At 67.7% G+C, this 21,221-nt stretch carries 19 protein-coding genes; 8 read left to right on the top strand and 11 right to left on the bottom strand.

Annotated elements, in window-relative coordinates; translation table 11 throughout:
• Positions 1–2 precede the first annotated feature (2 nt).
• Positions 3–893: a LysR family transcriptional regulator gene (locus tag AC3IPP_RS04775; RefSeq protein ID WP_489150550.1), complete on the top strand. Its 891-nt coding sequence runs from the start codon at positions 3–5 to the stop codon at positions 891–893.
• A 153-nt stretch (positions 894–1,046) separates the two neighbouring features.
• Here AC3IPP_RS04775 and AC3IPP_RS04770 read toward each other — a convergent pair whose 3' ends face one another.
• Positions 1,047–3,488 (bottom strand): S9 family peptidase, encoded by a 2,442-nt coding sequence (locus AC3IPP_RS04770; protein WP_489150549.1) that lies wholly within the window; start codon positions 3,486–3,488, stop codon positions 1,047–1,049.
• Between the two features lie 188 nt (positions 3,489–3,676).
• Here AC3IPP_RS04770 and AC3IPP_RS04765 point away from each other — a divergent pair, with 188 nt between their 5' ends.
• Both AC3IPP_RS04765 and AC3IPP_RS04760 read left to right on the top strand, forming a co-directional pair.
• A complete protein-coding gene (locus AC3IPP_RS04765) occupies positions 3,677–4,378 on the top strand; it encodes a CoA transferase subunit A (protein ID WP_087139594.1) in 702 nt (233 codons plus the stop codon).
• A 2-nt stretch (positions 4,379–4,380) separates the two neighbouring features.
• A complete protein-coding gene (locus AC3IPP_RS04760; protein WP_087139595.1) occupies positions 4,381–5,031 on the top strand; it encodes a 3-oxoacid CoA-transferase subunit B in 651 nt (216 codons plus the stop codon).
• A gap of 90 nt (positions 5,032–5,121) precedes the next feature.
• On the opposite strand, the gene AC3IPP_RS04755 is transcribed toward AC3IPP_RS04760, so the two are convergent.
• From AC3IPP_RS04755 to flgK, 6 genes are all read right to left on the bottom strand, one after another.
• Entirely contained in the window at positions 5,122–5,754 is a 633-nt protein-coding gene (locus AC3IPP_RS04755) for an ABC-type transport auxiliary lipoprotein family protein (RefSeq protein ID WP_489150548.1), read from the bottom strand.
• On the bottom strand, positions 5,751–6,689 hold the full coding sequence (locus AC3IPP_RS04750) for an MlaD family protein (RefSeq protein ID WP_087139596.1): 939 nt from the start codon (positions 6,687–6,689) through the stop codon (positions 5,751–5,753). The genes AC3IPP_RS04755 and AC3IPP_RS04750 overlap by 4 nt, the downstream gene beginning before the upstream one ends.
• 15 nt (positions 6,690–6,704) lie before the next feature.
• Positions 6,705–7,499: an ABC transporter ATP-binding protein gene (locus tag AC3IPP_RS04745; RefSeq protein WP_087139597.1), complete on the bottom strand. Its 795-nt coding sequence runs from the start codon at positions 7,497–7,499 to the stop codon at positions 6,705–6,707.
• Complete coding sequence (locus AC3IPP_RS04740; RefSeq protein ID WP_087139598.1) at positions 7,496–8,614, bottom strand: MlaE family ABC transporter permease; 1,119 nt, start codon at positions 8,612–8,614, stop codon at positions 7,496–7,498. The genes AC3IPP_RS04745 and AC3IPP_RS04740 overlap by 4 nt, the downstream gene beginning before the upstream one ends.
• 205 nt (positions 8,615–8,819) lie before the next feature.
• Positions 8,820–9,767, bottom strand: coding sequence for a flagellin (locus AC3IPP_RS04735; RefSeq protein WP_489150547.1), 948 nt, complete (start codon positions 9,765–9,767; stop codon positions 8,820–8,822).
• Entirely contained in the window at positions 9,764–11,854 is a 2,091-nt protein-coding gene (gene flgK, locus AC3IPP_RS04730; RefSeq protein ID WP_489150546.1) for a flagellar hook-associated protein FlgK, read from the bottom strand. The genes AC3IPP_RS04735 and flgK overlap by 4 nt, the downstream gene beginning before the upstream one ends.
• Before the next feature lie 397 nt (positions 11,855–12,251).
• Here flgK and AC3IPP_RS04725 point away from each other — a divergent pair, with 397 nt between their 5' ends.
• The 5 genes from AC3IPP_RS04725 to mnmA all read left to right on the top strand — a co-directional run bounded on the left by AC3IPP_RS04725 (position 12,252) and on the right by mnmA (position 17,644).
• Positions 12,252–13,598: a flagellar hook-length control protein FliK gene (locus tag AC3IPP_RS04725; RefSeq protein ID WP_489150545.1), complete on the top strand. Its 1,347-nt coding sequence runs from the start codon at positions 12,252–12,254 to the stop codon at positions 13,596–13,598.
• Between the two features lie 3 nt (positions 13,599–13,601).
• Positions 13,602–14,348 carry a flagellar hook assembly protein FlgD gene (locus tag AC3IPP_RS04720; RefSeq protein WP_087139601.1) on the top strand — a complete coding sequence of 249 codons (747 nt, stop codon included), beginning with the start codon at positions 13,602–13,604 and terminating at the stop codon, positions 14,346–14,348.
• A 12-nt stretch (positions 14,349–14,360) separates the two neighbouring features.
• Positions 14,361–15,818 (top strand): flagellar hook protein FlgE, encoded by a 1,458-nt coding sequence (gene flgE / locus AC3IPP_RS04715; RefSeq protein ID WP_087139602.1) that lies wholly within the window; start codon positions 14,361–14,363, stop codon positions 15,816–15,818.
• Positions 15,819–16,004: 186 nt separating this feature from the next.
• A complete protein-coding gene (gene sciP, locus AC3IPP_RS04710; RefSeq protein ID WP_087139603.1) occupies positions 16,005–16,289 on the top strand; it encodes a CtrA inhibitor SciP in 285 nt (94 codons plus the stop codon).
• 122 nt (positions 16,290–16,411) lie between these two features.
• A complete protein-coding gene (mnmA, locus tag AC3IPP_RS04705) occupies positions 16,412–17,644 on the top strand; it encodes a tRNA 2-thiouridine(34) synthase MnmA (RefSeq protein WP_489150544.1) in 1,233 nt (410 codons plus the stop codon).
• Between the two features lie 40 nt (positions 17,645–17,684).
• On the opposite strand, the gene AC3IPP_RS04700 is transcribed toward mnmA, so the two are convergent.
• The 4 genes from AC3IPP_RS04700 to AC3IPP_RS04685 form a co-directional block, all read right to left on the bottom strand.
• On the bottom strand, positions 17,685–18,017 hold the full coding sequence (locus AC3IPP_RS04700; RefSeq protein ID WP_087139604.1) for a VOC family protein: 333 nt from the start codon (positions 18,015–18,017) through the stop codon (positions 17,685–17,687).
• 66 nt (positions 18,018–18,083) lie between these two features.
• On the bottom strand, positions 18,084–18,779 hold the full coding sequence (locus AC3IPP_RS04695) for a helix-turn-helix transcriptional regulator (protein ID WP_489150543.1): 696 nt from the start codon (positions 18,777–18,779) through the stop codon (positions 18,084–18,086).
• Positions 18,780–18,836: 57 nt separating this feature from the next.
• The gene (locus AC3IPP_RS04690; protein WP_489150542.1) at positions 18,837–20,657 is read right to left on the bottom strand and encodes a diguanylate cyclase; all 1,821 of its coding nucleotides are present in this window, start codon (positions 20,655–20,657) and stop codon (positions 18,837–18,839) included.
• A 52-nt stretch (positions 20,658–20,709) separates the two neighbouring features.
• The gene (locus tag AC3IPP_RS04685) at positions 20,710–21,204 is read right to left on the bottom strand and encodes a winged helix-turn-helix transcriptional regulator (protein WP_087139607.1); all 495 of its coding nucleotides are present in this window, start codon (positions 21,202–21,204) and stop codon (positions 20,710–20,712) included.
• Positions 21,205–21,221: the final 17 nt, after the last annotated feature.

Below are 21,221 nucleotides of genomic sequence, written 5' to 3'. Positions count from 1 at the left end.
CCATGCTGGCCGAGTATGAAATCTTCGTCCGTGCGCTGGAGGAAGGCAGCCTGTCCGCCGCCGCGCGTCGGCTGGACCTGTCGCCCGCCGTGGCCTCGCGCAGGCTGGCGCGGCTGGAGGACCGGCTGGGGGTGCGGCTGATCGAGCGCACCTCGCGCCGTCTGGCCCCGACCGAGGCCGGGCGGCTGGTCTATGACCGCGCGGCGCAACTGCTGGAAGGCGTCGAGGATCTGGAGGCCGTGGTGTCGCGCCGCACGACCCAGGCGCGCGGCCTGCTGCGCGTCTCGGCCCCGACCTCGTTCGGACGGCGGCGGCTGGCGCCCCTGCTCCAGCCGTTTCTGGCGGCCCAGCCCCGCCTGACGCTGGAGCTGAACCTGAGCGACGCCTTCGTCGACCTGATGGCCGAGGACGTGGATGTGGCGGTGCGGATCGGCGGCTATGAGGCGGAAAATCCGCTGATGCACCGGCTGGCGCCGAACCGGCGGGTGCTGTGCGCCTCGCCCGCCTATCTGGCCGAGCACGGCGCGCCGGATAGCCTCGACGACCTGCGCCGCCACGCCCAGCTGGCGGCCGAGAACCAGTCGACCTGGCGGTTGGAAGGCCCCGAAGGCCCCGTCGTCTTTCGCGCCCGCAGCCGGGTGCGGACCAACTCAAGCGAAGTGGCGCGCGAACTGGCGCTGGCGGGCGGCGGCGTCGCCCTGCGCTCGACATGGGACGTCGGCGATGAACTGCGCGACGGGCGGCTGAGGGTGGTGCTGCCGCAGTATGCGGGATCGTCCGACGTGGCGATCTTCGCGCTGACAGCAGGCCGGGCGCGGGCCGAAACCCGCGTCCGCGCCTTCATCGACTTCCTCAGCGGCCTGTATGGCGAAACGCCGGAGTGGGACAAATGACCCTTCTCCCCTTGAGGGAGAAGGTGGACGGCGAAGCCGGACGGATGAGGGGTGCGAAGACGCGGGCTGGCGATACCCGCTCAGACGTCGCGCCGACACCCCTCATCCGGCCCTGACGGGCCACCTTCTCCCTCAAGGGGAGAAGGCTGCGTGTTACTTCATCCAACGATCCAGCCAAGACGACATCTCATACAGGGCATGGCCGACCGACTCCCGCGCGCGATAGCCGTGGGCCTCCAACGGCAGGACGACATAGCGCGCCGTCGCGCCATTGCCCTTCAGCGCCGCATAGAAGCGCTCGGTCTGCACCGGGAAGGTGCCCGAGTTGTCGTCCGCCTCGCCGTGGATCAGCAGGATCGGCTCATTGACCTTGTTGGCGTAGGTGAAGGGCGACATCTCCGTATAGGTCTCGGTCGCCTCCCAGTAGGAGCGCTGCTCCGCCTGGAAGCCGAAGGGCGTCAAGGTGCGGTTATAGGCGCCCGAGCGCGCGATGCCGGTCTTGAACAGGTCGGTGTGCGCCAGCAGGTTCGCCGTCATGAAGGCGCCGTAGCTGTGCCCGCCCACGGCGATCCGCTCCCGTTCCGCCACGCCCAGAGCGACCACGGCGTCGACCGCCGCCTTGGCGCTGGCCGACAGTTGCTCGATGTAGGTGTCGTTCGGCTCGGCCCCGTCGCGGCCGATGATCGGCATCGTCGGGTTGTCCAGGATGGCGTAGCCCTGGGTCAACAGGAACAGGTGGCTCGACCCCGACGGACGCACGAAGCGGTTGTCGGTATCCACGACCTGACCGGCCACGGCGGCGTCGGTGAACTCGGCCGGATAGGCCCACATCAGAAGCGGCAGCGGGCCGTCGCGGTCTTTGTCGTAACCGGCGGGCAGATAGAGAGTGCCCGACAGCTCCACGCCGTCGTCGCGGGTGTAGGTGATCAACTGGCGCGTGGCCCCGGCCAGTTGCGGGGCCGGATCAGGGAAGTTCGTCAGTTGGGTGACGCCGCCGTCCAGATCGCGGATGCGCAGATTAGCCGGATCGGCGCCGCTTTCGCGATAGGTGACCAGCTTGCGGCCCGCCTCGTCCAGCACGCCCACGACGCTCTCATACTCGCCTTGCGCCGAGCGCCAGACGCGCTCCGTCTCGCCCGACTTCAGGTCCATCAGGTCGAGGAAGGGATAGGCGCCCTCTCGCGTCGCGCCGTCGCCCTCGACAAAGACACGGGCGCCGTCGGCGCTGAAGCGCATGACCGAACGGCCGCGCGCGTTCGGCTCCGTCACGACCGAGCCGGGGTCGTTGTAGCGGTCCTGATAGTTGCGATCGACCAGGACGCGACCCTGCCCCGGATTGGACGGATCGACCAGGGTGCGCGTTTCGTGCCGGGTGTTGAACCAGCGGCTGTTGACGATGGCGGCGTCATTCCGACCCCAAGTGGTTCCGGCGTAGCGTTCCTTCAGATCGGCCAGCGTCTGCACCCGGTCGTTGAAGGGCGCGCGCAGCATGAAGACGCGGTCACGCACCTCGGCGGGGTTGCGCGGATCGCCGCCGTCCTGAGCCTCGGCCCAGACCAGGGTGGCGTCGGCGTCAGCCCGCCACTGGACCGCGCGCGGTCCCGGCGCCACGGCGTCGAACGGCGTCGGCACATTGTCGCGCAGCGGCAGGTCGGCCACGCGGTGCACCTGGCGCCCGTTCATGTCGGTGACGATGACGTCCGAGGGGAACAGGCTGGCGGGCACGACGTAGGAATAGGGCTTCTTGACCCGCGTCTGCAGGATGTAGCGCCCGTCCGGCGAGGTCGAGACGCCCAGAATGACGCCCGGCTGGCCCACCGAGCGGGCGCGGCCGTTCAGCGACACCACCGTCGGCTGGCTGGTGAAGTAGTAGTCGAACAGCGCCTCTTCGCCCACATTGGACAGCAGGTCCTGATAGGTCCGCACCGGCGCGGCGCGGCCGCCGCTCTCGGTGATGATCGGGCCTTCCGGCGGATGGTCCACGTTCGGCGTCAGGCCGCGCCCGGCCGGAACCGCCAGGACCAGCAGCCCCGAAGAGTCCGACAGCCAGGAGAAGCCAGACCCCGCCGCCGCATTGACCATCGGCCCGTTCAGCTTGCGCGCCTTGGCCTGCGCCACATCGGCGGTCCACAGCTCCAGCCCGTTCGGAGCGTTGACCAGGAAGGCCACCGCCTGGCCGTTCGGCGCCCAGCTGACATTGGTCAGGCGCGCATTGACGGGCAGGCCCGTCACCGGGCGCGCAGGCCCGCCGTCGACCGCCTGAAAACTGAGCCCCGTCAGCCAGGAGACGCGGCTGTTGGCCGGGCCGTTGTTCTTCGGATTGATCCGATAGCCCGCCAGCCGCAGCATCGGCTCGGCCAGTTCGGAGATGGCCGGCAGGTTGGCGCGGTCAGTCAGCAACAGGGTCTTGCGGTCCGGGCTGACGCTGACGCCGGGATTGGGCTTGGCGTCCAGGATCTGGGCGATGGGCGACGGCGGCTGTTGATAGGTCGGCGCGGCGTCCTGGGCGACTGCCGCAACCGGCAGGGCCAGGGCCGGAACGGCGACGACGAGCACCAGGGCGGGCAAGGCGGCCCGCAGCAGACGATGGCGCATGGAAATTTCCCCACTGAGACGAGTCTTATGTGGCCCCAGGTGTGAAACCCCCGAGGTCCGGGGTCAACCATCAGGCTTGTCACCCTCGGCCTTCCCCTGCGTCGCGCTTGCCGCTTGCCCCTCTTCCCGGCCCGCTTTAAGGACGAAGGAGACCACGATATTCATCAGATGGTGAAAAAGGGAGTCCGATGGGCAAGATTTACGCTGACGTGAAGTCCGCGCTGGAGGGGCTGACATTCGACGGCATGACCGTCATGTCCGGCGGCTTCGGCCTGTGCGGCATCCCCGAGAACCTGATCGCGGGTCTGCGCGACACGGGCGTGAAGGGTCTGACCGTCATCTCCAACAATGCGGGCGTGGACGGCTTCGGCCTGGGCCAACTGCTTGAGACGCGCCAGATCGCGAAAATGATCTCGTCCTACGTCGGCGAGAACAAGGAGTTCGAACGCCAGTACCTGGCCGGCGAGCTGCAGCTGGAGTTCAACCCGCAAGGCACCCTGGCCGAGCGCATCCGCGCGGGCGGCGCGGGCATCCCGGCCTTCTTCACCGCCACCGGCGTCGGCACCCTGGTCGCCGAAGGCAAGGAAGTGCGCGACTTCGACGGCCGCAAATACGTCATGGAGACGGGGCTGGTCGCCGACCTGTCCATCGTCAAGGCGTGGAAGGCCGATGAGCGCGGCAACCTCGTGTTCCGCAAGACGGCCCGCAACTTCAACCCGATGATGGCGACTGCGGGCAAGGTCACGCTGGTCGAGGTGGAAGAGATCGTCCCCGTCGGCTCGCTGGACCCCGACCACATCCACACGCCGGGCGTCTATGTCGACCGCCTGATCCAGACCGTGTCCGAAAAGCGCATCGAACAGCGCACCGTCCGTCAGAAGGGAGCGTAACCATGGCCCGTACTCGCGAACAACTGGCTGAACGCGCCGCCAAGGAGCTGCAGGACGGCTTCTATGTGAACCTGGGCATCGGTATCCCGACCCTGGTCGCCAACTACATCCCCGACGGCATGGTCGTGACCCTGCAATCGGAAAACGGCATGCTGGGCATGGGCCCCTTCCCCTATGAGGGCGAGGAAGACCCCGACCTGATCAACGCCGGCAAGCAGACGATCACCGAGATCCCCGAGAGCAGCTATTTCAGCTCCTCGGACAGCTTCGCCATGATCCGGGGCGGCCACATCAACCTGTCGATCCTCGGCGCGATGGAAGTGGCCCAGAACGGCGACATCGCCAACTGGATGATCCCCGGCAAGCTGGTGAAGGGCATGGGCGGCGCCATGGACCTGGTCGCGGGCGTCAAGCGCGTTGTCGTGGTCATGGATCACGCCAACAAGCACGGCCAATCCAAGGTGCTGAAGGCCTGCACCCTGCCGCTGACCGGCACGGGCGTCGTCAGCCGCATCATCACCGACCTGGCCGTCTTTGACGTCAAGCCGGACGGTTCGGGCCTGGAGCTGATCGAACTGGCGGACGGCGTCACGCTGGACGAGGTCTCGGCCAAGACCGAGGCCGACTACACGGTGGCGGCGAACCTGGGCTGAACCGCCCTCCTCCCGCTGTGAAAACAGAAACCCCGGCGACCACGAGGCCGCCGGGGTTTTTCATGCCTTCCTTCGCCCCCGAGGGGGAAACTAGTTCCGCGTCGCCTGGAAGCCCTGCTGGTCGGTCCAAAGGACGATCTGACGGCTGGCCTCGGCCGTGGCGCGGTCGAAGGCGGCGACGATGGCCGACTGGCGGTTCTCGCCGGCGTTCTCCCTGACCGAGATGCGATCCTCGGCCACGATCGTGCGGTCGCCCGGCCGGACCAGACGCAGCAGCACCACGATGTTCACATCCGGCACAGCCCCCGGCGCGGCGTAGGCGGCCTCGAACCGGCGCACATCCACGCTCAACAGCAGGCCGTCGCGCGTCAGCGGGCCGCCGCTGAGAACCGTGCACGTCCCGCCGTCGACGAAGGCGTTGCGAAGCGCTTCCTCGAACAGTGTCTCGGCCGGGGACACCCAGCGCGCGCCCTTGATGTAGGCCGCCTCGGCCCCGGTCACGGCCAGCAGGCGATCGCCGCGCGCCGCCTCGGGGAAGTCCACCCGGCGCATGGCGACATGAACGTCCGGGCAAGCCGACGTCGCCCCCGTCCCGGCATAGGCCGAGGCCCCGCCGAAGCGATAGAGCTGCACCGGATCGGGCGAGGCCAGCAGGGCGCAGCCGGCCAGGCCGCCAGACAGGGCGACCGAAGCCGCCGCGATCAGGAGAGTGGAACGGATCACGGCTGCACCTCGATTTCCTTGGACGGCGCCTTGGCGATAAAGTCGCGCGGGCTTTCACGCACATTGTCGACCAGCGACTGCAGCGAGCGCGTCGCCATATCCAGCTGGCGGATCGTGTCGTTGAGTTGCGGCACGGTCTGGGTGCCGAAATCGCCCAGCGGCCCTTCTAGCCCGGTCGCCGAACGGTTGATCGAGGCGATGGCCGCCTGGGCTTCCTGCGTCGCCTTGTTGATGTTGGCGATGGCCTGCTTGCCGTCCGTGTCGATCATCTGACGCGCGCTGACGCCCAGGGCCTGATACTCGCCGACGGCGGCGTTGGCCTTGGTGATGGTCTCTTCAAGCTGCTGGAACATGCCCTTGCGGGCTTCCAGCTCGGCGGTCAGGGCCTCGACGTTCTTCACGCTGGACGAGAAGCTGCGGATGTTGTCGTCCGACATCACGCGGTTGATGCGGTTCAACGCATCCACCGTCTGCGCCAGCACCGTGCCCGATCCGCTCAACAGCTCGGCGATGGGGCTGGGCTGGCTCTGGATCACCGGCACGACATGGTCGGGATACTGATCCTTCAGCAGCGGACTGTCCGGCGAACCGGCGGTGATCTGGATGTAGTTCAGGCCGGTGATGCCCAGCGGCTCCAGTTGGGCGCGCGAGGTCACGCGCACCGGCGTCGTGCCGTTCAGGCGCACGCGGGCGATGACCTGATCGCCCTTCTTGGGGTCCAGATTCAGGTCCGTCACCTCGCCGACGCGAATGCCGTTGAAGTGCACCTCGCCGCCTTCCGACAGGCCGCGCACCGGGCCGTAGAAGACGATGTCATAGACGTCGAAGTCCTTGTTGAACTGCAATCGGGCCAGCCAGATCGTGAACACCGCCAGCGCCAGCATAAGGGCGACTGTAGCGATGCCGACGGCGGCGTAATGAGCGTCTCTTTCCATCGTTTCGCGCCCTCCTCAGGCCGCGCTCTTGTGGGCGGCGCGTCCGCGCGGCCCCAGGAAGTATTCCTTGATCCAAGGGTGGTCCGAGCGTTCCAGCTCGGCGACCGGCGCCTTGGCCACCACATGCTTGTCCGCCAGCACGGCCACCTGGTCGCAGATGGCGTAAAGGCTGTCGAGGTCGTGGGTGATCATGAAGACCGTCAGCCCCAGGTCGTCCGACAACTGACGGATCAGATCATCGAACGCCGCCGCCCCGATCGGGTCCAGACCGGCCGTCGGCTCGTCCAGGAAGACCAGTTCGGGGTCCAGCGCCAGAGCGCGGGCCAAGCCGACGCGCTTTCTCATCCCGCCCGACAGCTCGGCTGGCTTCAGATAGAGGGCCTCGGGCTTCAGCCCGACCATGGCCACCTTCATCTCGGCCAGCTCGCGGATTGTCGACTTGGACAGCTTGGTGTGCTCCACCAGCGGCGAGGCCACATTGTCCAGCACCGTCAGGGACGAGAACAGCGCTCCCTGCTGGAACAGAACGCCCGTGCGTCGCTCGACTGCCGCCGCCTCGGCCTTGGTCATGGCCGCGCGATCCTCGCCGAACAGGCGCACTTCCCCGCCCTCCGGCTCCTTCAACCCGATGATGGAGTTCAGCAGCACGGTCTTGCCGGTGCCCGACCCGCCGACGACGCCCAGCACCTCGCCGCGCATCACGTCCAGATTCAGATCCTGGTGGATCACCCGCTCGCCGAATTGGCTGAGCAGGCCCCGCACCTGGATGAGGGCTTCGCGGTCGTCCGGTTTGCGCGTCTCGTCCGTCATATCTTCAGCTCGATGAAGATCAGGGCGAAGACGGCATCCAGCAGGATGATGGCGAAGATCGCCTGCACCACGGCCGCCGTCACCCGACGGCCCAGGCTCTCGACGTCGCCGGCCACCGACATGCCCTGGCGACAGCCGATGGCCGCGACCACCAGGGCGAAGACCGGCGCCTTGATCAGGCCGACCATCATGTGCGTCGGCATATAGCCGTCCTCGACCAGCCGCTGGAAGAAGAAGGCCGGGCCCAGGTTCAACTGGCTCCACGACACCAGCACCCCGCCCAGCAGGCCGCCCATCATGGCCAGGAAGGTCAGCAGCGGCAGCATGACCAGCAGCGCCGCCAGACGCGGGATGACCAGGGCCTGGAACGGATCGACGCCCATGACCTGCATGGCGTCCACCTCCTGCGTCATGCGCATGGAGCCGATCTCGGCGGCGAAGGACGAGGCCGAACGACCCGCCAGCAGCACGGCGGTGATGACCACGGCGAACTCGCGGAAGACGGCGACGCCGATCAGTTGCACGGCGAAGACGCCGGCCCCGAACTGGGTCAGCAGATCCACGCCGATGAAGGCCACCACGGCGCCGATGAAGAAGTTGGTCACCACCACGATCGGGATGGCGTCCAGCCCCGTGCGCTCGGCCTGGCTGAACCAGGCGGCCCAGCGGATGCGGCCGGGATGCTTCAGCGTGGTCAGCACGGCGGCCATCAAACGGCCCAGGAAGGCCAGGGACAGCATGGCCTCGGCGCCGAAATCATAGACCCCGCGCCCGACCTTGGCGAAGCCGCGCGTCATGGGGGCCGAGCGGCGCGGCGGCTCGGCCGTCATGCAGTCCAGCTTGGCCACCATGCGATACAGGCGCCCGGCTTCGGGCCGCGCCGACCAGGCGGATTCAGGGAGAGGGCGGCTCATGGCCTGGGCCACGGCCAGAGCGCCGGCGGTGTCGAAACGACCCAGATCGTCCAGGTCCAGCGCCGTAACGGTTCGGCCGTCCAGCTCAGTCTTCAGCCGATCGCCCATCCGGCCGACGGCGACGGTCGACCAGTCGCCCGCCAGCCGCAAGCGCGCCTGACCGTCCTGGTGTTCGTCAATCTGGAAGTCCGCCCGATTCATGAATTCGACACTGACACAGGCCCGCCCGCACGCATACGCCGCTTAAAGCTCTGCTTTTCATGTCGCGTCAACGACTGATGACAAATCTCGGTCTCTTCCAGCGTTGCTCGACGCAAGCCAAGGCCCTCCCGACACGGCGCAGCTTTGTGAACGTCGTCGGGCGATTTTCGTTCAGCCGCCGCTCGGGACGAGGACTCGAAAAGACCTAGCGCAGATAGTCGAGCAGGGAGACCTGGCGAAGCTGGCTGACCACCTGGGCCGAGGCTTGCAGGGACACTTGCGCCAACTCCAGTTCGGTGACGGCTTCGGCCATGTTCGCGTCCGTCTTCCCGGACAGGATGGTGTCGATCGAAATCTTGCGCGCCTCCTGGGATTCCAACAGACGGTCGACGCGGTTCTGCATTCCGCCGTTGGCGGCCTGCAACTCCACCACCCCTTTCGACGCCGCCTCGAAGCGGCCCATCTGGGTGGTCAGGAATGTCTTCTGGGCGTCCGTCATCTGGCCGTCCAGCGGCGTCGCCTCATGGGCCAACTGGATGTCGCGGAAGATGGCGAACAACTCCGAGCCCACGGCGTTAGCCAGGAAGCTGGTGTCCATCGACACGTTCTCGTCCAGCCAGGACGACTGCTTCAGTTGATCGTTGCGGAAGGCGGCGTTTTCGTCGGGCAAGGCCGCCAGCTTGGCCATCATGCTGGCCTCCGGCTGACCAGGGATGCCGGGCAACTCCACCGGCGCACGATCGATGACCCCGCCGCCGAACAGATACTTGCCCTGATGCTTCATGTTCAGCCCGTCCTGAGCCTCCATGAACAGACTGTTCAGCGTCCCCATCAGCGTGTCCATCCGCCCGGCGGCGATGGCGTCGGCGATGGCCTGACGCGCCGCCGTCGAAGCGTCTGCAACCCGGTCCATCGCCAGATCCTGGGTCTCCAGCCGCGCCGCGACGGTCTTGTTCGTGTCGATGAAGGTCTGGATGCGGGTCTGGCTGGACTTCAGCGCGCTGACCGTCTCGGAGCCTCGACCGAAGCCGACCAGGTCCGTGGCGTTCTTCTTGGTGTTCACCTTCTGCTGGGCGTCGGCCATGCGCGACTGGGCCGACATCAGATCAAGCAGGGCCGACTGATAGTTTCCGTAGGTTGAAACGCGTGTCATCGCACCATTCCCAGCAGGGTGTCGTACATGTCCTTGGCGGCCTGAACCATGCGGGCCGAAGCGTTAAAGGCCTGCTGATAGGTGGTCATCAGCACCAACTCCTCATCCAGGTTGACCCCTTCGACCGAGACGCGGCGCGCCGTCGCTTCCTTGGCCAGGGCCGTGGCGCTGACGGCGTTGTTCTTGGCCATGGCGGCCCGGCTGCCGATCTCGCCCGACAGTTCCGACGCATAGCGCGCCAGCGACATGGAGCCGCCCGCCGCCCCGCCCGCCGCCGAGAAGGAGGCGGCGTTCTCGCCCGCGCTGGCCAACAGGCGCGCGCCGCGCGCGTCGTTCTTGCTGACCACGGCCGCGCCCAGCCCGCCTGTCGCATCGGCCTTGGCGAAGGCCATCAGGGCCGGATCGCGGGCGATGTCGGCTCTGATCGAGAAGGCATCGGCCCGCGAGGCGCGCGTCCCGCCCAGACCGAACAGCTCGCTCATCGACACGTTGGAGGGAACCTGGGTCGTGCGGTCCTGAAGCACCGACAGGTTCGCGCCCGAGCCGGGGCGCGGCGTGAACGTCATCTCGCCCGCGGGATTGAGGCTGAACGTCCCCATCCGCCCGGCGCCCGTCATCGGATCGTTCAGCGCGGCCAGCAGGCTGGTCATGTCGCCGCCCGCGGGGACCGCCACCTCGATATCGCGCAGCTTGGCGCCCGCCGCGTCGCTGAAGCGGAAGGTGATGGTGTCGTCCGGCGTGAAGCCATGCTGCGACGCGCCCGTCATGCCCGTTTCGAAGATCGCCGGCTGCTCGCTGGTGATCAGGTCGTTCAGGCCGAAGAAGTGCGAGAAGCCTCGCCCGCCCTTGTTCGAGGGCGCGGCCGGATCGTCGACCACCACCACGCCCGTGCCCGGCGCACCCTGAATCTTCAGCCGCCCATCGACGAAGCTCGCGCTGCCGTTGGCGCCCAGCTGGGCGTTCAGGTCGGCCAGGAAGGTCGCCGGGTTCAGCGTCGCCAGATCCAGGTCGATCTTCTGCAGGGCCACACCCTGATCATTGGTGATGACGATGGAGGTGCGGCCGGTGAAGCCCTGCAGGGCGGTCTCGAGCGACTGCCCGACATTGCGGCCGGTCAGGCTGTTGGGCGGCGGCGCGGCCGAAGAGGCGTTGTGCGCCCGGTTCAGTTCGTCGGCCATGCGCGACATCAGTTCGGCCAGACGTTCGGCGGTCGCCGGCGCCTCGCCGTCGCGCAGCTCCAGCAGCCCCTTGATCTCACCCGAGTTCAGCCCCTCAGCCAGGGAACGCGCCTTTCCGGCGGGCGGCTCGATGACCGTGACCTCGTTGAACACTGTCTCGGCCGAGACGGCGCCCGCGCGCACATAGTCCAGCTTGGCCGCGCCCTGACCCGCCAACAGGATGCCGGCGCCAGTGCGGATCTCGACCCCGCCGACCGCGCGGCCGGTGATGCGGACGTCCATCAGGCCCGACAGCTGATCGATCAGGGCCGCCTGAGCCGTCTGGGCGCCCGAGGAGTCCGCATTGACCACCGTCGCCTTGGCGATTTCGACGTTCAGCTTCTCGATCTGCTCCAGCAGGCTGTTGGCCGTCTCGACCGCGCTCTTGATGCGCGCGTCAGCGTCCTCGCGCACCGACTGGATCTGGGCGTTGATGCGGGCGGCTTCGTCGAACAGGCCCTGCGTCTTCCAGACGGCCTCCTGGCGCCGCGGGCCGGAGGTCGCATCCTCGGCCGAAGCGGCGAAGGCGGCGAAGACGCTATCGATCTGCGAGAAGAAGCCGCTGTTGGAGCCCGGATCGCCGAACATCGACTGGATGCGGTCGTAAAGCTCGTAGCGCACCGTCTGGCGCCCCGCGTCAGCGCTCGCGTTCAGGCTGGCCGCCTGAAGGAAGCGGTCGGTGGCCAGACGGATGCGGGCGATCTCCACCCCCGCGCCGACGCCCTGGCTGGCCCAGGACTCCTGCTCGGCGATCTTGCGGACATAGCCGGGCGTGTTGACGTTGGAGACGTTGTCCGAAACCACCCGCAGCTGCGTCTGGGCCGCATTCATGCCCGAGGTGGCGATATTCATGATCGAGTTGAGGGACATCAGACCTCTCCCACGCCGTGACGCGTACGCAGGCTCACGCCCGGCAAGCCTTGCAGGCAAGCGAGCAAATCTTGCCCGGCGAATTGAGCAGGTCTTCTGACCATCTCTTTGATTTTACTCGACATCGGCATTCAGCCCCTGTGCATTCGTCAACAAGGGAGGCAAGCGGCGGGCCAAGTCGGGCGGCGCCGCCCGCGCCCGGCAAAAAGCGACGAGCGCGGCAAGAAGCGCCCGGCGCCACACGCCGCAATCGACAGCCAAAAATCGATCAATATTCATATATTTCAGTACATTAACTCGAACACCTGCACTTGGCCCAAGGCTTGCGGAGGCTCTGCCGAATGACCCAGGCGCAGCAGGCGCCGCCTCTCATCGACCGAAAGCGCCTGCCGCCCGCATGTCCGCCATCAGCCTCATGTCCGTCCTGACGCCCGCCACTCCCGGCGGCGCGGGTCTCGACGCCTCCGACGAGGCGGCGACGGACAGCGCCGTCTTCGCGGATCTGATGCTCAAGGAAGAGGCGCCCGCGCCCGCCGCCCCGGTCGCCGAGACGCCCGCCGAGACGCCCGAAGTCGCCGCCTCAGACGAAGCCGCCAAGGATGGCCTCGCGGTCGTCCCGGCTCCGCCCGCCTGGTTCGCGCCACCCCCGCCGGTGCAGCAGACTGCCGTTCCGCAAGCCGCTGTCGATCCGGCGACGCCCCCCTTCGCAGCCGCAACGACGTCTGCGCCGCAGGCCGACTTCGAGGCTGCAGAGACGGCTGCCGTCGAGGCTGCGGCTACGCCTGCCGACACCGCACTCGCCCCAGCCGCGACGACGCCGCCTGTAGTCACGTCCGCCGCTCTTAAGGCAGCGCTCCCGGCCACCTTCGCCGAGGTGAATGCAGCGCTTGAAACCCCGTCACCCGAGAGCGACGAGTCGTTGGACGCGCCGCCGCCGTCGCGCCCTGGGTCCGCGCCTCTTTCGGCCCAAGACGCCGCCTTACTGGGCGTGACCGGCTTCCGATCGGGTGCGGGCGAACGCCTTGCCTCGGCGCGAGAAGCGATTCAGGCCGCCGCCGCGACGGGCGGCTCCGAAGCGGCCGCCAGCCGCCCCGCCCCATCCGACGCTCCCGCCGATACGGCAGCGTCAGCACCCGCCGCCCGCCCGGCCGCTGCGCCCGCGCTCGCCGAAACGCCTGCCGCGGCGGCCGTCGTCGCGCCCTCAGCCGACGGCGAAGCCCCGGCCGCGCCGCAACAAGGCGCCGTCGAAGCCGCGCCCCAGTTGCCGGGCGCGCAACGCGATCTGGGCCTGTCCCAGCTGTCGCGCGCCACGGTCGAGACCACGGCCCAGATCGCCGCACAGATCATCAAGAAGCTGGACGGCCGCTCGACCCGCTTCGACATGGCCCTGACGCCCGAGGGACTGGGCCGGGTCGATGTCAGCCTGGAGATCGAGTCCGACGGCCAGGTCACGGCGCGTCTGGCCTTTGACAATCCGGCGGCGGCGGCCGACCTGCGTGCGCGCGCCGACGAACTGCGCCGTCAGCTTCTGGACGCGGGGCTGCAACTGTCGCGCGATGATCTGGAGTTTGCCGAGCGTGATCCTTCGTCCGGCTTCGGCGGCGGCGCATTCGAGCGCCAGCCTGACCGCCGCGCCTTCGCCGGCGCCGCCCGCCTGGCTGCCGAGGCCGATTCCGTCGTTCCGTCGCCCAGCGCCTGGACGTCCCTTTCCCTGACGCCTGACCGCGTCGATCTGAAGGTCTGATCGATGGTTGACGCCGTCTCCACCAACAACGCCGCAGGCCGGGTGAACACCGGAGGTCAGATGCTGGCCTCCAACTTCCAGACCTTCCTGTCGTTGCTGACCACGCAGTTGAAGAACCAGGACCCGTTGTCGCCGGTGGATTCCAACGAGTTCACCGCCCAGCTGACCCAGATGGCCGGCGTCGAGCAGCAGCTTCTCACCAACGACTTGTTGACGGGCTTGCTCAAGGCCCAGCAAGGCGACGGCCTGACCGGCGCGGCGCAATATATCGGCAAGGACGCCACCGCCGTCTGGGCCGCCACCCGCTTCGAGGACGGCGAGGCCAACTGGAGCTATGAATTGGCCGCCGACGCGACCGACGCCACGCTTCAGGTGCTGGACGCCTCGGGCAAGGTGGTCTGGAGCGGCCCAGCGCCCGACAAGACCAACGGCATGCACGACTTCAAGTGGGACGGAAAGACCACCGGAGGCGGCCAGGTCGATGACGGCGGCGTCTATACGCTGAAGGTCGTCGCCAAGGACGGCGCAGGCAAGGCCGTCGACAGCCAGGTGCTGATCCGCGGCCGCGTCACCGGCGTCGAGATGTACGACAACACGCCCTTCGTCATCATCGGCAACTCGATCATGCCGGTGTCCAGCCTGATCGCGCTGGAAGAACAGAAGGCGGCCGCCAAACCCGATCCCGAAGAGGACGCCGGCGCGGTCAGCGCCCTCGCCTCGAAACTCAACCCTTTCAATCTTCTCTCGTAAGGAATTCCAGCCATGAGCATTAACGGCGCCATGCTGGCCGGCGTGTCCGGCCTGACCGCGAACGCCGCGGCCCTTTCGACGATCTCGCAGAACATCGCCAACGTTAACACCGTCGGCTACAAGCGCGCGGCCACGGAATTCTCCACCGTCGTCAACGCCCAGACTCAGGGCGTCAACTACTCCGCCGGCGGCGTTCAGGCCTCCGCCCGCCACTTCATCAGCCAGGCGGGTCAGCTTCAGCGCACGACCTCGGGCACCGACCTGGCCATCGCCGGCCAGGGCTTCTTCGTCGTCACCGAAAAGTCCGAGAACCTGACCCTGTCGGACGCGCGCCTGTTCACCCGCGCCGGGGCGTTCAAGATCGACGATCTGGGCTACCTGCAAAACACCTCGGGCCTGTATCTGCAGGGCTGGCCGGTCGACGCCGACGGCGTGGTCAACAGCGATCCCTCGGACATGAGCCGCCTGCGCACCATCAACGTCGGCTCGGTCGGCGGCGCGGCCGAGCCGACCACCCGCGTCGGCCTGAACGCCAACCTGAAGTCCAGCCAGCCGATCAATGAAGCGGCTCAGAACCCGCTTCCGACCGGCGTCACGGCCTATGACCCGGCCGCCAACTCCATGGCGATGTACGCCAACGATCCGGCGACGGGCGTGAAGCCGGACTTCGAGATCACCATTCCGGTGTCCGACTCCAAGGGCGGCCAGCGCAACATCACCGTCTCCCTGCTGAAGAGCTCGACCGCCAACGAATGGTACGCCGAGATCCGCGCGCCTGAAGGCACGGTGACCAACGCCGACGGCCTGCTGAAATCCGGCCGCATCGCCTTCACCCAGGACGGCCGTCTGGACGTCGCCGCCATGCAGGCGTGGAGCGCGCCGGGCGGCGCCGGCGGCGGCCTGTTCGACGATCCGACGAACGCCAGCATCAGCCTGTCGGCGTCCGACGGCACGGCGCCCGCCGACGGCAGCACGCCGAACGGCGGCTGGGATCCGTCGCTGGGCATCGCCGCCCAGACCATCGCCTTTGATCTGAACGCCTCGGCGGGCGGCCTGACGCAGTACGACAGCACCTCCATCGTCCAGGCCACCTATACGAACGGCACGGCCTTCGGGAACCTGACCGAGGTGAAGATCGACGAGACCGGCTTCGTCACCGCCATCTTCGACAATGGCGTGATGCGCAAGATCGCCCAGGTCGCCCTGGCCACCTTCCCCAGCGCCGACAGCCTGTCCGAAGTGTCGGGCAACGCTTTCCGCGTCAGCCAGAGCTCAGGCACCTTCAACCTGAAGGCCCCCGGCACCGGCGGCGCGGGCCTGCTGGGCGCGCAACAGCTGGAAGCCTCGACCGTCGACCTGTCGACCGAGTTCACCGGCCTGATCACCACCCAGCGCGCCTATTCGGCCTCGTCCAAGATCATCACCACCGCCGACGAGATGCTGGCGGAGCTGATCAACATCAAGCGCTGATCGGCCAACAGGAATCCATGAGCAAGGTCTCGTTAGACTCGATGAATCCTTCCTTTAGCCAGCGCAGAACGCGCCGGACCGGCCGGATGCGTCTTAGCCATTCCTTCACCACGACGCTTAAACGCCCCTTAGCGGGCGGGGCCCTAGCCTGTGCGTCTATGGTGGTGGTGAGAGAGGCTTAAGCCCATGCTGCAAGAGCGACGCCTTAACAGTAACGGCGAACAGTACGTGGTCGGCCCGACGGGCACGCCCCTGACCCTGCGGGACCTTCCCCCGTCGGATACGAACCGCTGGGTCATCCGCCGCAAGGCCGAGGTCGTAGCCGCCGTGCGTGGCGGTCTGATCAGCCTTGAGGACGCCCTGGCCAAATACCGTCTGACGGCCGAGGAGTTCCTGGCCTGGCAGAAGGCCATCGACAAATGGGGCATGCAAGGCCTGCGCACCACGCGCATCCAGAGCTATCGCGACTAGGCTTTCGCCTGGACGCATGATCATGGCCGCTCCTGAACGGGGGCGGTCTTTTTCATTGGCGAACGCCTTCGTTTCGGGCTTCGTTTTGGCCAGGCCTCGAAATTGCGCGGCTTAAGGCCTAAATGGCGGCGATGACCATGGACGCCCTGACCGACGACATCCTCTGCCCCGTTCCCGACATCGCCCCCATGTCGCAAGTCGACCTGGACGCCGCGATCGAGAGCGTGCGACAGGCCGTCGGCCTGCCGCAGGGCGCGCGCGTGGTCGCCGCCATGTCGGGCGGGGTGGATTCCACCGTCGTCGCCGCCCTGCTGCACAAGGCGGGCTATGACGTCGTGGGCGTGACGCTCCAACTCTACGACCACGGCGAGGCGCTGAAGAAGAAGGGCGCCTGCTGCGCCGGTCAGGACATTCACGACGCCCGCCTTGCCGCCGATCTGATCGGCATTCCGCACTACGTCCTCGACTATGAAAACCGCTTCAAGGACGCGGTGATCGACCAGTTCGCGGATTCATACCTGAAGGGCCAGACGCCGGTCCCCTGCATCCGCTGCAATCAGACGGTTAAGTTCCGCGATCTGCTGGACGTCGCCCGCGATCTGGGCGCCGAGGCGATGGCCACCGGCCACTACGTCCGCCGCGCCACGCACGGCAACCGCTCGCAGATGCGCAAGGCGGTCGATCACTCGCGCGATCAGTCCTACTTCCTGTTCGCCACGACGCAGGATCAGTTGGACTATCTGCGCTTCCCGCTGGCCGATCTGGAAAAGCCCCAGGTGCGGGGCGTCGCCGCGTCGCTGGGCCTGCGTATCGCCGCCAAGCCGGACAGCCAGGACATCTGCTTCGTGCCGACCGGCGACTATCGCACCCTGATCGACCGTCTGCGGCCGCAGGGGCGCGAGGCAGGCGACATCGTTCACATGGACGGCCGGTTTCTGGGCCGCCATTCGGGCATCACCGACTACACCATCGGCCAGCGCCGGGGCCTTAACGTCGCCGTGGGCGAGCCGCTGTTCGTGGTCAAGCTGGACCCCGACAACCGCCGCGTCATCGTCGGCCCGCGCGAAGCCCTGCTGACCGCGCGCCTGACGCTGGAGGAAACCAACTGGCTGGGCGATCAGGCCACCATCGAGGAAGCCGCCCGCGACGGCGCCCCGGTGCTGGCCCGCGTCCGCTCGACGCGCCAGCCCTCCCCCGCGCGTCTCGCTTTCATCGACGACGCCGTTCAGGTGGTCTTCGATCAGGGCGAAGAAGGCGTCGCCCCCGGCCAGGCCTGCGTCCTCTACGATCCGGCCGACGACGAGCGCGTGCTGGGCGGCGGCTTCATCCAGTCGACCGAAGCGGTCGCCGTCTAACACCCATCGTCACCCTCGGGCCTGCTCCGAGGGTGACGGATTAGGCCGCATAGACCCGCAGGCAATTACCGTCCGGATCGCGCGCCACGAAGCCGTGGCCGCAGTCCATGTCGCTGGGCGGCAGGACGATGCGCGCGCCTCGGTCCCACCAGTCGATGTGCAGTTGATCCACCACGGCGGGCGCGGCCATGCGGACGTCCACCTGCGCCCCGCCTCGCCCGCGCCACAGGCTGAGCGTCCGTCCCGGCGCCAGCAGGAAGACCGCATGGTCCGGCCCCGCCTCCAGAGGACGACGGCCCAGCAACCCGGCGTAGAAACGCGCGCTTGCGCCCGGATCGGCCACGTTCAGCAGAATGTCGTCGCTCATCGTCATGGGGCCCCTCCGCCTGTCTGAACAGAAGGAGAACCTAGTCGCGCCTGCCGCCAATTTCTGTCAGCATCATCGCGGCGGCCCCTGCCGGTCGCAGCCCTCGTGCCACCGCTTCAGCAGCACAGCCTTGCGCGTGGGATAGCGTGCCTCCAGCACCTCGACCTCGACGATGCGGTCTGTGCGGAAACTACGGAAGTCGCCGCGCAGCTCGCACCAGCCGATCAGCAGCCGCACCCGGTCGAAGAAGGCCAGGGCGAAGGGCCAGACCACACGGTCCGACGCCGCCCCCGCCTCGTCGCGATAGTTCAGCTTGAGCTTGCGCTCGATGCGGATCGCCTTGCGCAACAGCGCCGGGTCCACCGCATCGGCGGGGATCGGCGCGCCCGGCCCGATGAACAGGGCCGAAGCCTCCATCTCGTCACGCAAATCCGGCGGCAGCACCGCCGCGATGCGCGCCTGTGCGCTCAAAGCCGCATCCCGTAGCCGCGCATCCGCCCGCTCAGCCACCCAGCGCGAGCCCAGGGCCAGAGCCTCGATCTCTTCCGGCGTGAACATCAGCGGCGGCAACAGATAGCCGGGCTTCAGCACATAGCCCACGCCCGGCTCGCCCTCGATCGTCGCCCCCTGCGCCTGCAGGCTGGCGATATCGCGATAAAGAGTGCGCAGGGAAACGCCCGTCTCTTCCGCCAGCGCACGTCCGCTGACCGGCCGACGATGACGCCGCAGGGTGTTCAGCAGATCAAGCAGGCGTTCGGATCGTGACACGCCGCAAGCTTAACAGAGTTACTGCCGGAAAACGGCAGCATGATTTCAGGCGCGCTCTCAGGCGGCGTGAAGGACCACCCGGTTCCGACCTTCCCGCTTGGCCCGATACAGCGCCGCATCCGCCGCCTGCACCAGGGCGTCGCCGTCGCGGTCCATGCCCTTGTCCCACTCAGCCACGCCGAAAGACATGGTGCTGCTGCCCAGCGGCTGTTTGCCCAGGCGAAGGGCGATGCCGGCGATGGCCTGACGAACCGTATCGACCCGTTGCGACAGGGCTTCGGCCGTGGTGCCCGGCGCGATGATGATGAACTCTTCCCCGCCGTAGCGGCAGACGATATCCCCGTCGCGGAAGCGATGGCCCAGTTCGGCGGCGACGGCCTGCAGCACCACATCGCCCGCATCGTGGCCGAACTCGTCGTTGAACCGCTTGAAGTGGTCCACGTCGCACATGACGACGCACAGGGGCGCGCCCGAACGCGCGGCGCGCGCCACCTCCAGCGCCAGCGCCTCTTCCATGTAGCGACGGTTGAACAGGCCGGTCAGCGGGTCGCGGATCGTCTGTTCCTTCAGGTCGCGCTGCAGCTTCTGGTTGACCATGGCCGAGGCGATGTTCTCGGCCAGGACGTTGAGGCAGAACTGCGTCTCGGCCTCGACCAGACCGTCCAGGTGCAGGACGCCGATCACTTCGCCCGAGGCCAGCAGCGGCTCGCAGTGATAGGGCGCCGCCAGATGGTCCACATGGCCGCAGGCGACGTCGGCGCCCGGTTCGGACACGAAATGGCTCTGGCCCCGGCGCAAGGCCCAGCACTGATCCGGCGCAAAGCCGTCCTGCTCGCTCTCATGCCCGCCCCAGCCCGACAGCGGGACCAGCAGGTTGCGCGAGTTGTTGTAGGCGTAGAGCGCGCCTGGCAAGCCCGGAAGGACGCGCGGCACGAAGGCGTGGATGACCTGGGCCAGTTCGTCGTCGGTCCGGGCCGCCTGCATCCGATGCGCCATGCCGCCCAGCAGTTCGATGACCTCGCCTCGCTCCCGCAGGGTCTGGGCGCTGGCCAGCAGTTCGTCGTGAACGCGCTTCAGTTCGCGCTCGCTGCGGCTCTGATCGGTCGCCGCCGTCGCCAGACGGTCGGCCATGTCATTATAGCCGCGCGCCAGTCGATTGAACTCACGCGAGCCCATGCGGCCGTCGATCCTCTGATCGAGGTCGCCCGCGCCCAGGCCGGTCATGGCGTGGGTGATGACGCGCACCGGCTGGCGAATGCCGCGGATGACCATGAAGGACACCGACAGGGAGAAGAAGGCGATCAACGGCCCGCCGATCAGGGCCAGACCCCGCACGCGCGCCAGCCGCTGCTCAGCCGCCTCGACGCGGCGCGCCTGCAACACCCGCTCTTCGTCCAACAGTTCTCGCGCCGCCAGCACGAAGGCGCTCATGGAATCGAAGCCACGCCCTTCGACGATGAACGATTCGGCCCTGGCGAAATCTCCGCTCCGCGCCAGGGTCAAAGGCTGACGCATCAGTTCAATGCGGCCTGACAGCTGCGCGCCCAGAGCCTGCACCCGATCCTGTTGAGACGGGTTGTCCCGCGTCAGCTCCACCAACTCACTGAACGCCCGCAGGGAGTCCGAAACCCGCGTGTCAAAGGACTGGGCGTAGGCCGGGTTCTGCGTCAGCACATAGGCGCGCTGGCCCGACTCCGCGTCGCGCAGCCCCGCCACGGTCTCTTCCATCGCCTGGATGACCTTGGCGGAGTGCGTCACCCAGCGGAAGCTCTCGCGAGTCTGTCGCGAGGCGTCGGCCAGGGCGGCCACGAGAACCAGTAATGCGATCACCACCAGGGCGCTGACAGCGGCGATCCTGGACGTCAGGGACTGAAACATGCCCCACCGTTAACCTTCGACAGTTGACGGAGGTTGAATCGATCAGAGGGTTTTACGCGGCTTCGTCCTTGGCCGGCATGACCTCGCCGACCGTCGGGCGGTTCTCGGTGAAGACCACCTCCACGTCGCGCGGGCGGACCATCTCATTGCAGCAGCCGCAGGCGATGCGCGGCTTCAGGTCGTGACCGCAGGTCTTGTGACGCAGGACAATGCCCGACGCCTCGTCGCCATAGACATGCTTCTCGCCCCAGGCGTGCAGGGTGACGAGGACGCCGTACAGGTCCTTGCCCTTGGCCGTCAGCACATATTCGTTGCGCGGCGGACGCTGGGAATAGGGACGCGGCTCCAGCACCCCATGATGCACCAGGGACTTCAGCCGCGCGGCCAGGACGTTGCGCGCCACGCCCAGCCGCTCCTGCCATTGCTCGAAGCGGCTGACGCCGTTGAAGGCGTCGCGGATGACCAGCATGGTCCACGGATCGCCGATCACCTCGAGGGTGGCGGCGACCGAGCAGCTCTGGCGCGAATAGTCGGCGGTGCGTCCCATGAGCGGAAAGTGACCTC

The sequence above is a fragment of the Brevundimonas sp. KH_060 genome (assembly GCF_057838275.1).
Note: the sequence above shows the minus strand (reverse complement) of the source record. Positions and strands in the feature narration are given on the sequence as shown.

Coding starts and splice junctions, on each gene's coding strand:
- AC3IPP_RS04690 (WP_489150542.1), bottom strand. CDS start 20,657: ATGTTTCAGTCCCTGACGTCCAGGATCGCCGCTGTCAGCGCCCTGGTG.
- AC3IPP_RS04760 (WP_087139595.1), top strand. CDS start 4,381: ATGGCCCGTACTCGCGAACAACTGGCTGAACGCGCCGCCAAGGAGCTG.
- flgE (WP_087139602.1), top strand. CDS start 14,361: ATGAGCATTAACGGCGCCATGCTGGCCGGCGTGTCCGGCCTGACCGCG.
- AC3IPP_RS04740 (WP_087139598.1), bottom strand. CDS start 8,614: ATGAATCGGGCGGACTTCCAGATTGACGAACACCAGGACGGTCAGGCG.
- sciP (WP_087139603.1), top strand. CDS start 16,005: ATGCTGCAAGAGCGACGCCTTAACAGTAACGGCGAACAGTACGTGGTC.
- AC3IPP_RS04735 (WP_489150547.1), bottom strand. CDS start 9,767: ATGACACGCGTTTCAACCTACGGAAACTATCAGTCGGCCCTGCTTGAT.
- mnmA (WP_489150544.1), top strand. CDS start 16,412: ATGGCGGCGATGACCATGGACGCCCTGACCGACGACATCCTCTGCCCC.
- AC3IPP_RS04685 (WP_087139607.1), bottom strand. CDS start 21,204: ATGGGACGCACCGCCGACTATTCGCGCCAGAGCTGCTCGGTCGCCGCC.
- AC3IPP_RS04775 (WP_489150550.1), top strand. CDS start 3: ATGCTGGCCGAGTATGAAATCTTCGTCCGTGCGCTGGAGGAAGGCAGC.
- AC3IPP_RS04745 (WP_087139597.1), bottom strand. CDS start 7,499: ATGACGGACGAGACGCGCAAACCGGACGACCGCGAAGCCCTCATCCAG.
- flgK (WP_489150546.1), bottom strand. CDS start 11,854: ATGTCCCTCAACTCGATCATGAATATCGCCACCTCGGGCATGAATGCG.
- AC3IPP_RS04765 (WP_087139594.1), top strand. CDS start 3,677: ATGGGCAAGATTTACGCTGACGTGAAGTCCGCGCTGGAGGGGCTGACA.
- AC3IPP_RS04720 (WP_087139601.1), top strand. CDS start 13,602: ATGGTTGACGCCGTCTCCACCAACAACGCCGCAGGCCGGGTGAACACC.
- AC3IPP_RS04725 (WP_489150545.1), top strand. CDS start 12,252: ATGTCCGCCATCAGCCTCATGTCCGTCCTGACGCCCGCCACTCCCGGC.
- AC3IPP_RS04700 (WP_087139604.1), bottom strand. CDS start 18,017: ATGACGATGAGCGACGACATTCTGCTGAACGTGGCCGATCCGGGCGCA.
- AC3IPP_RS04750 (WP_087139596.1), bottom strand. CDS start 6,689: ATGGAAAGAGACGCTCATTACGCCGCCGTCGGCATCGCTACAGTCGCC.
- AC3IPP_RS04770 (WP_489150549.1), bottom strand. CDS start 3,488: ATGCGCCATCGTCTGCTGCGGGCCGCCTTGCCCGCCCTGGTGCTCGTC.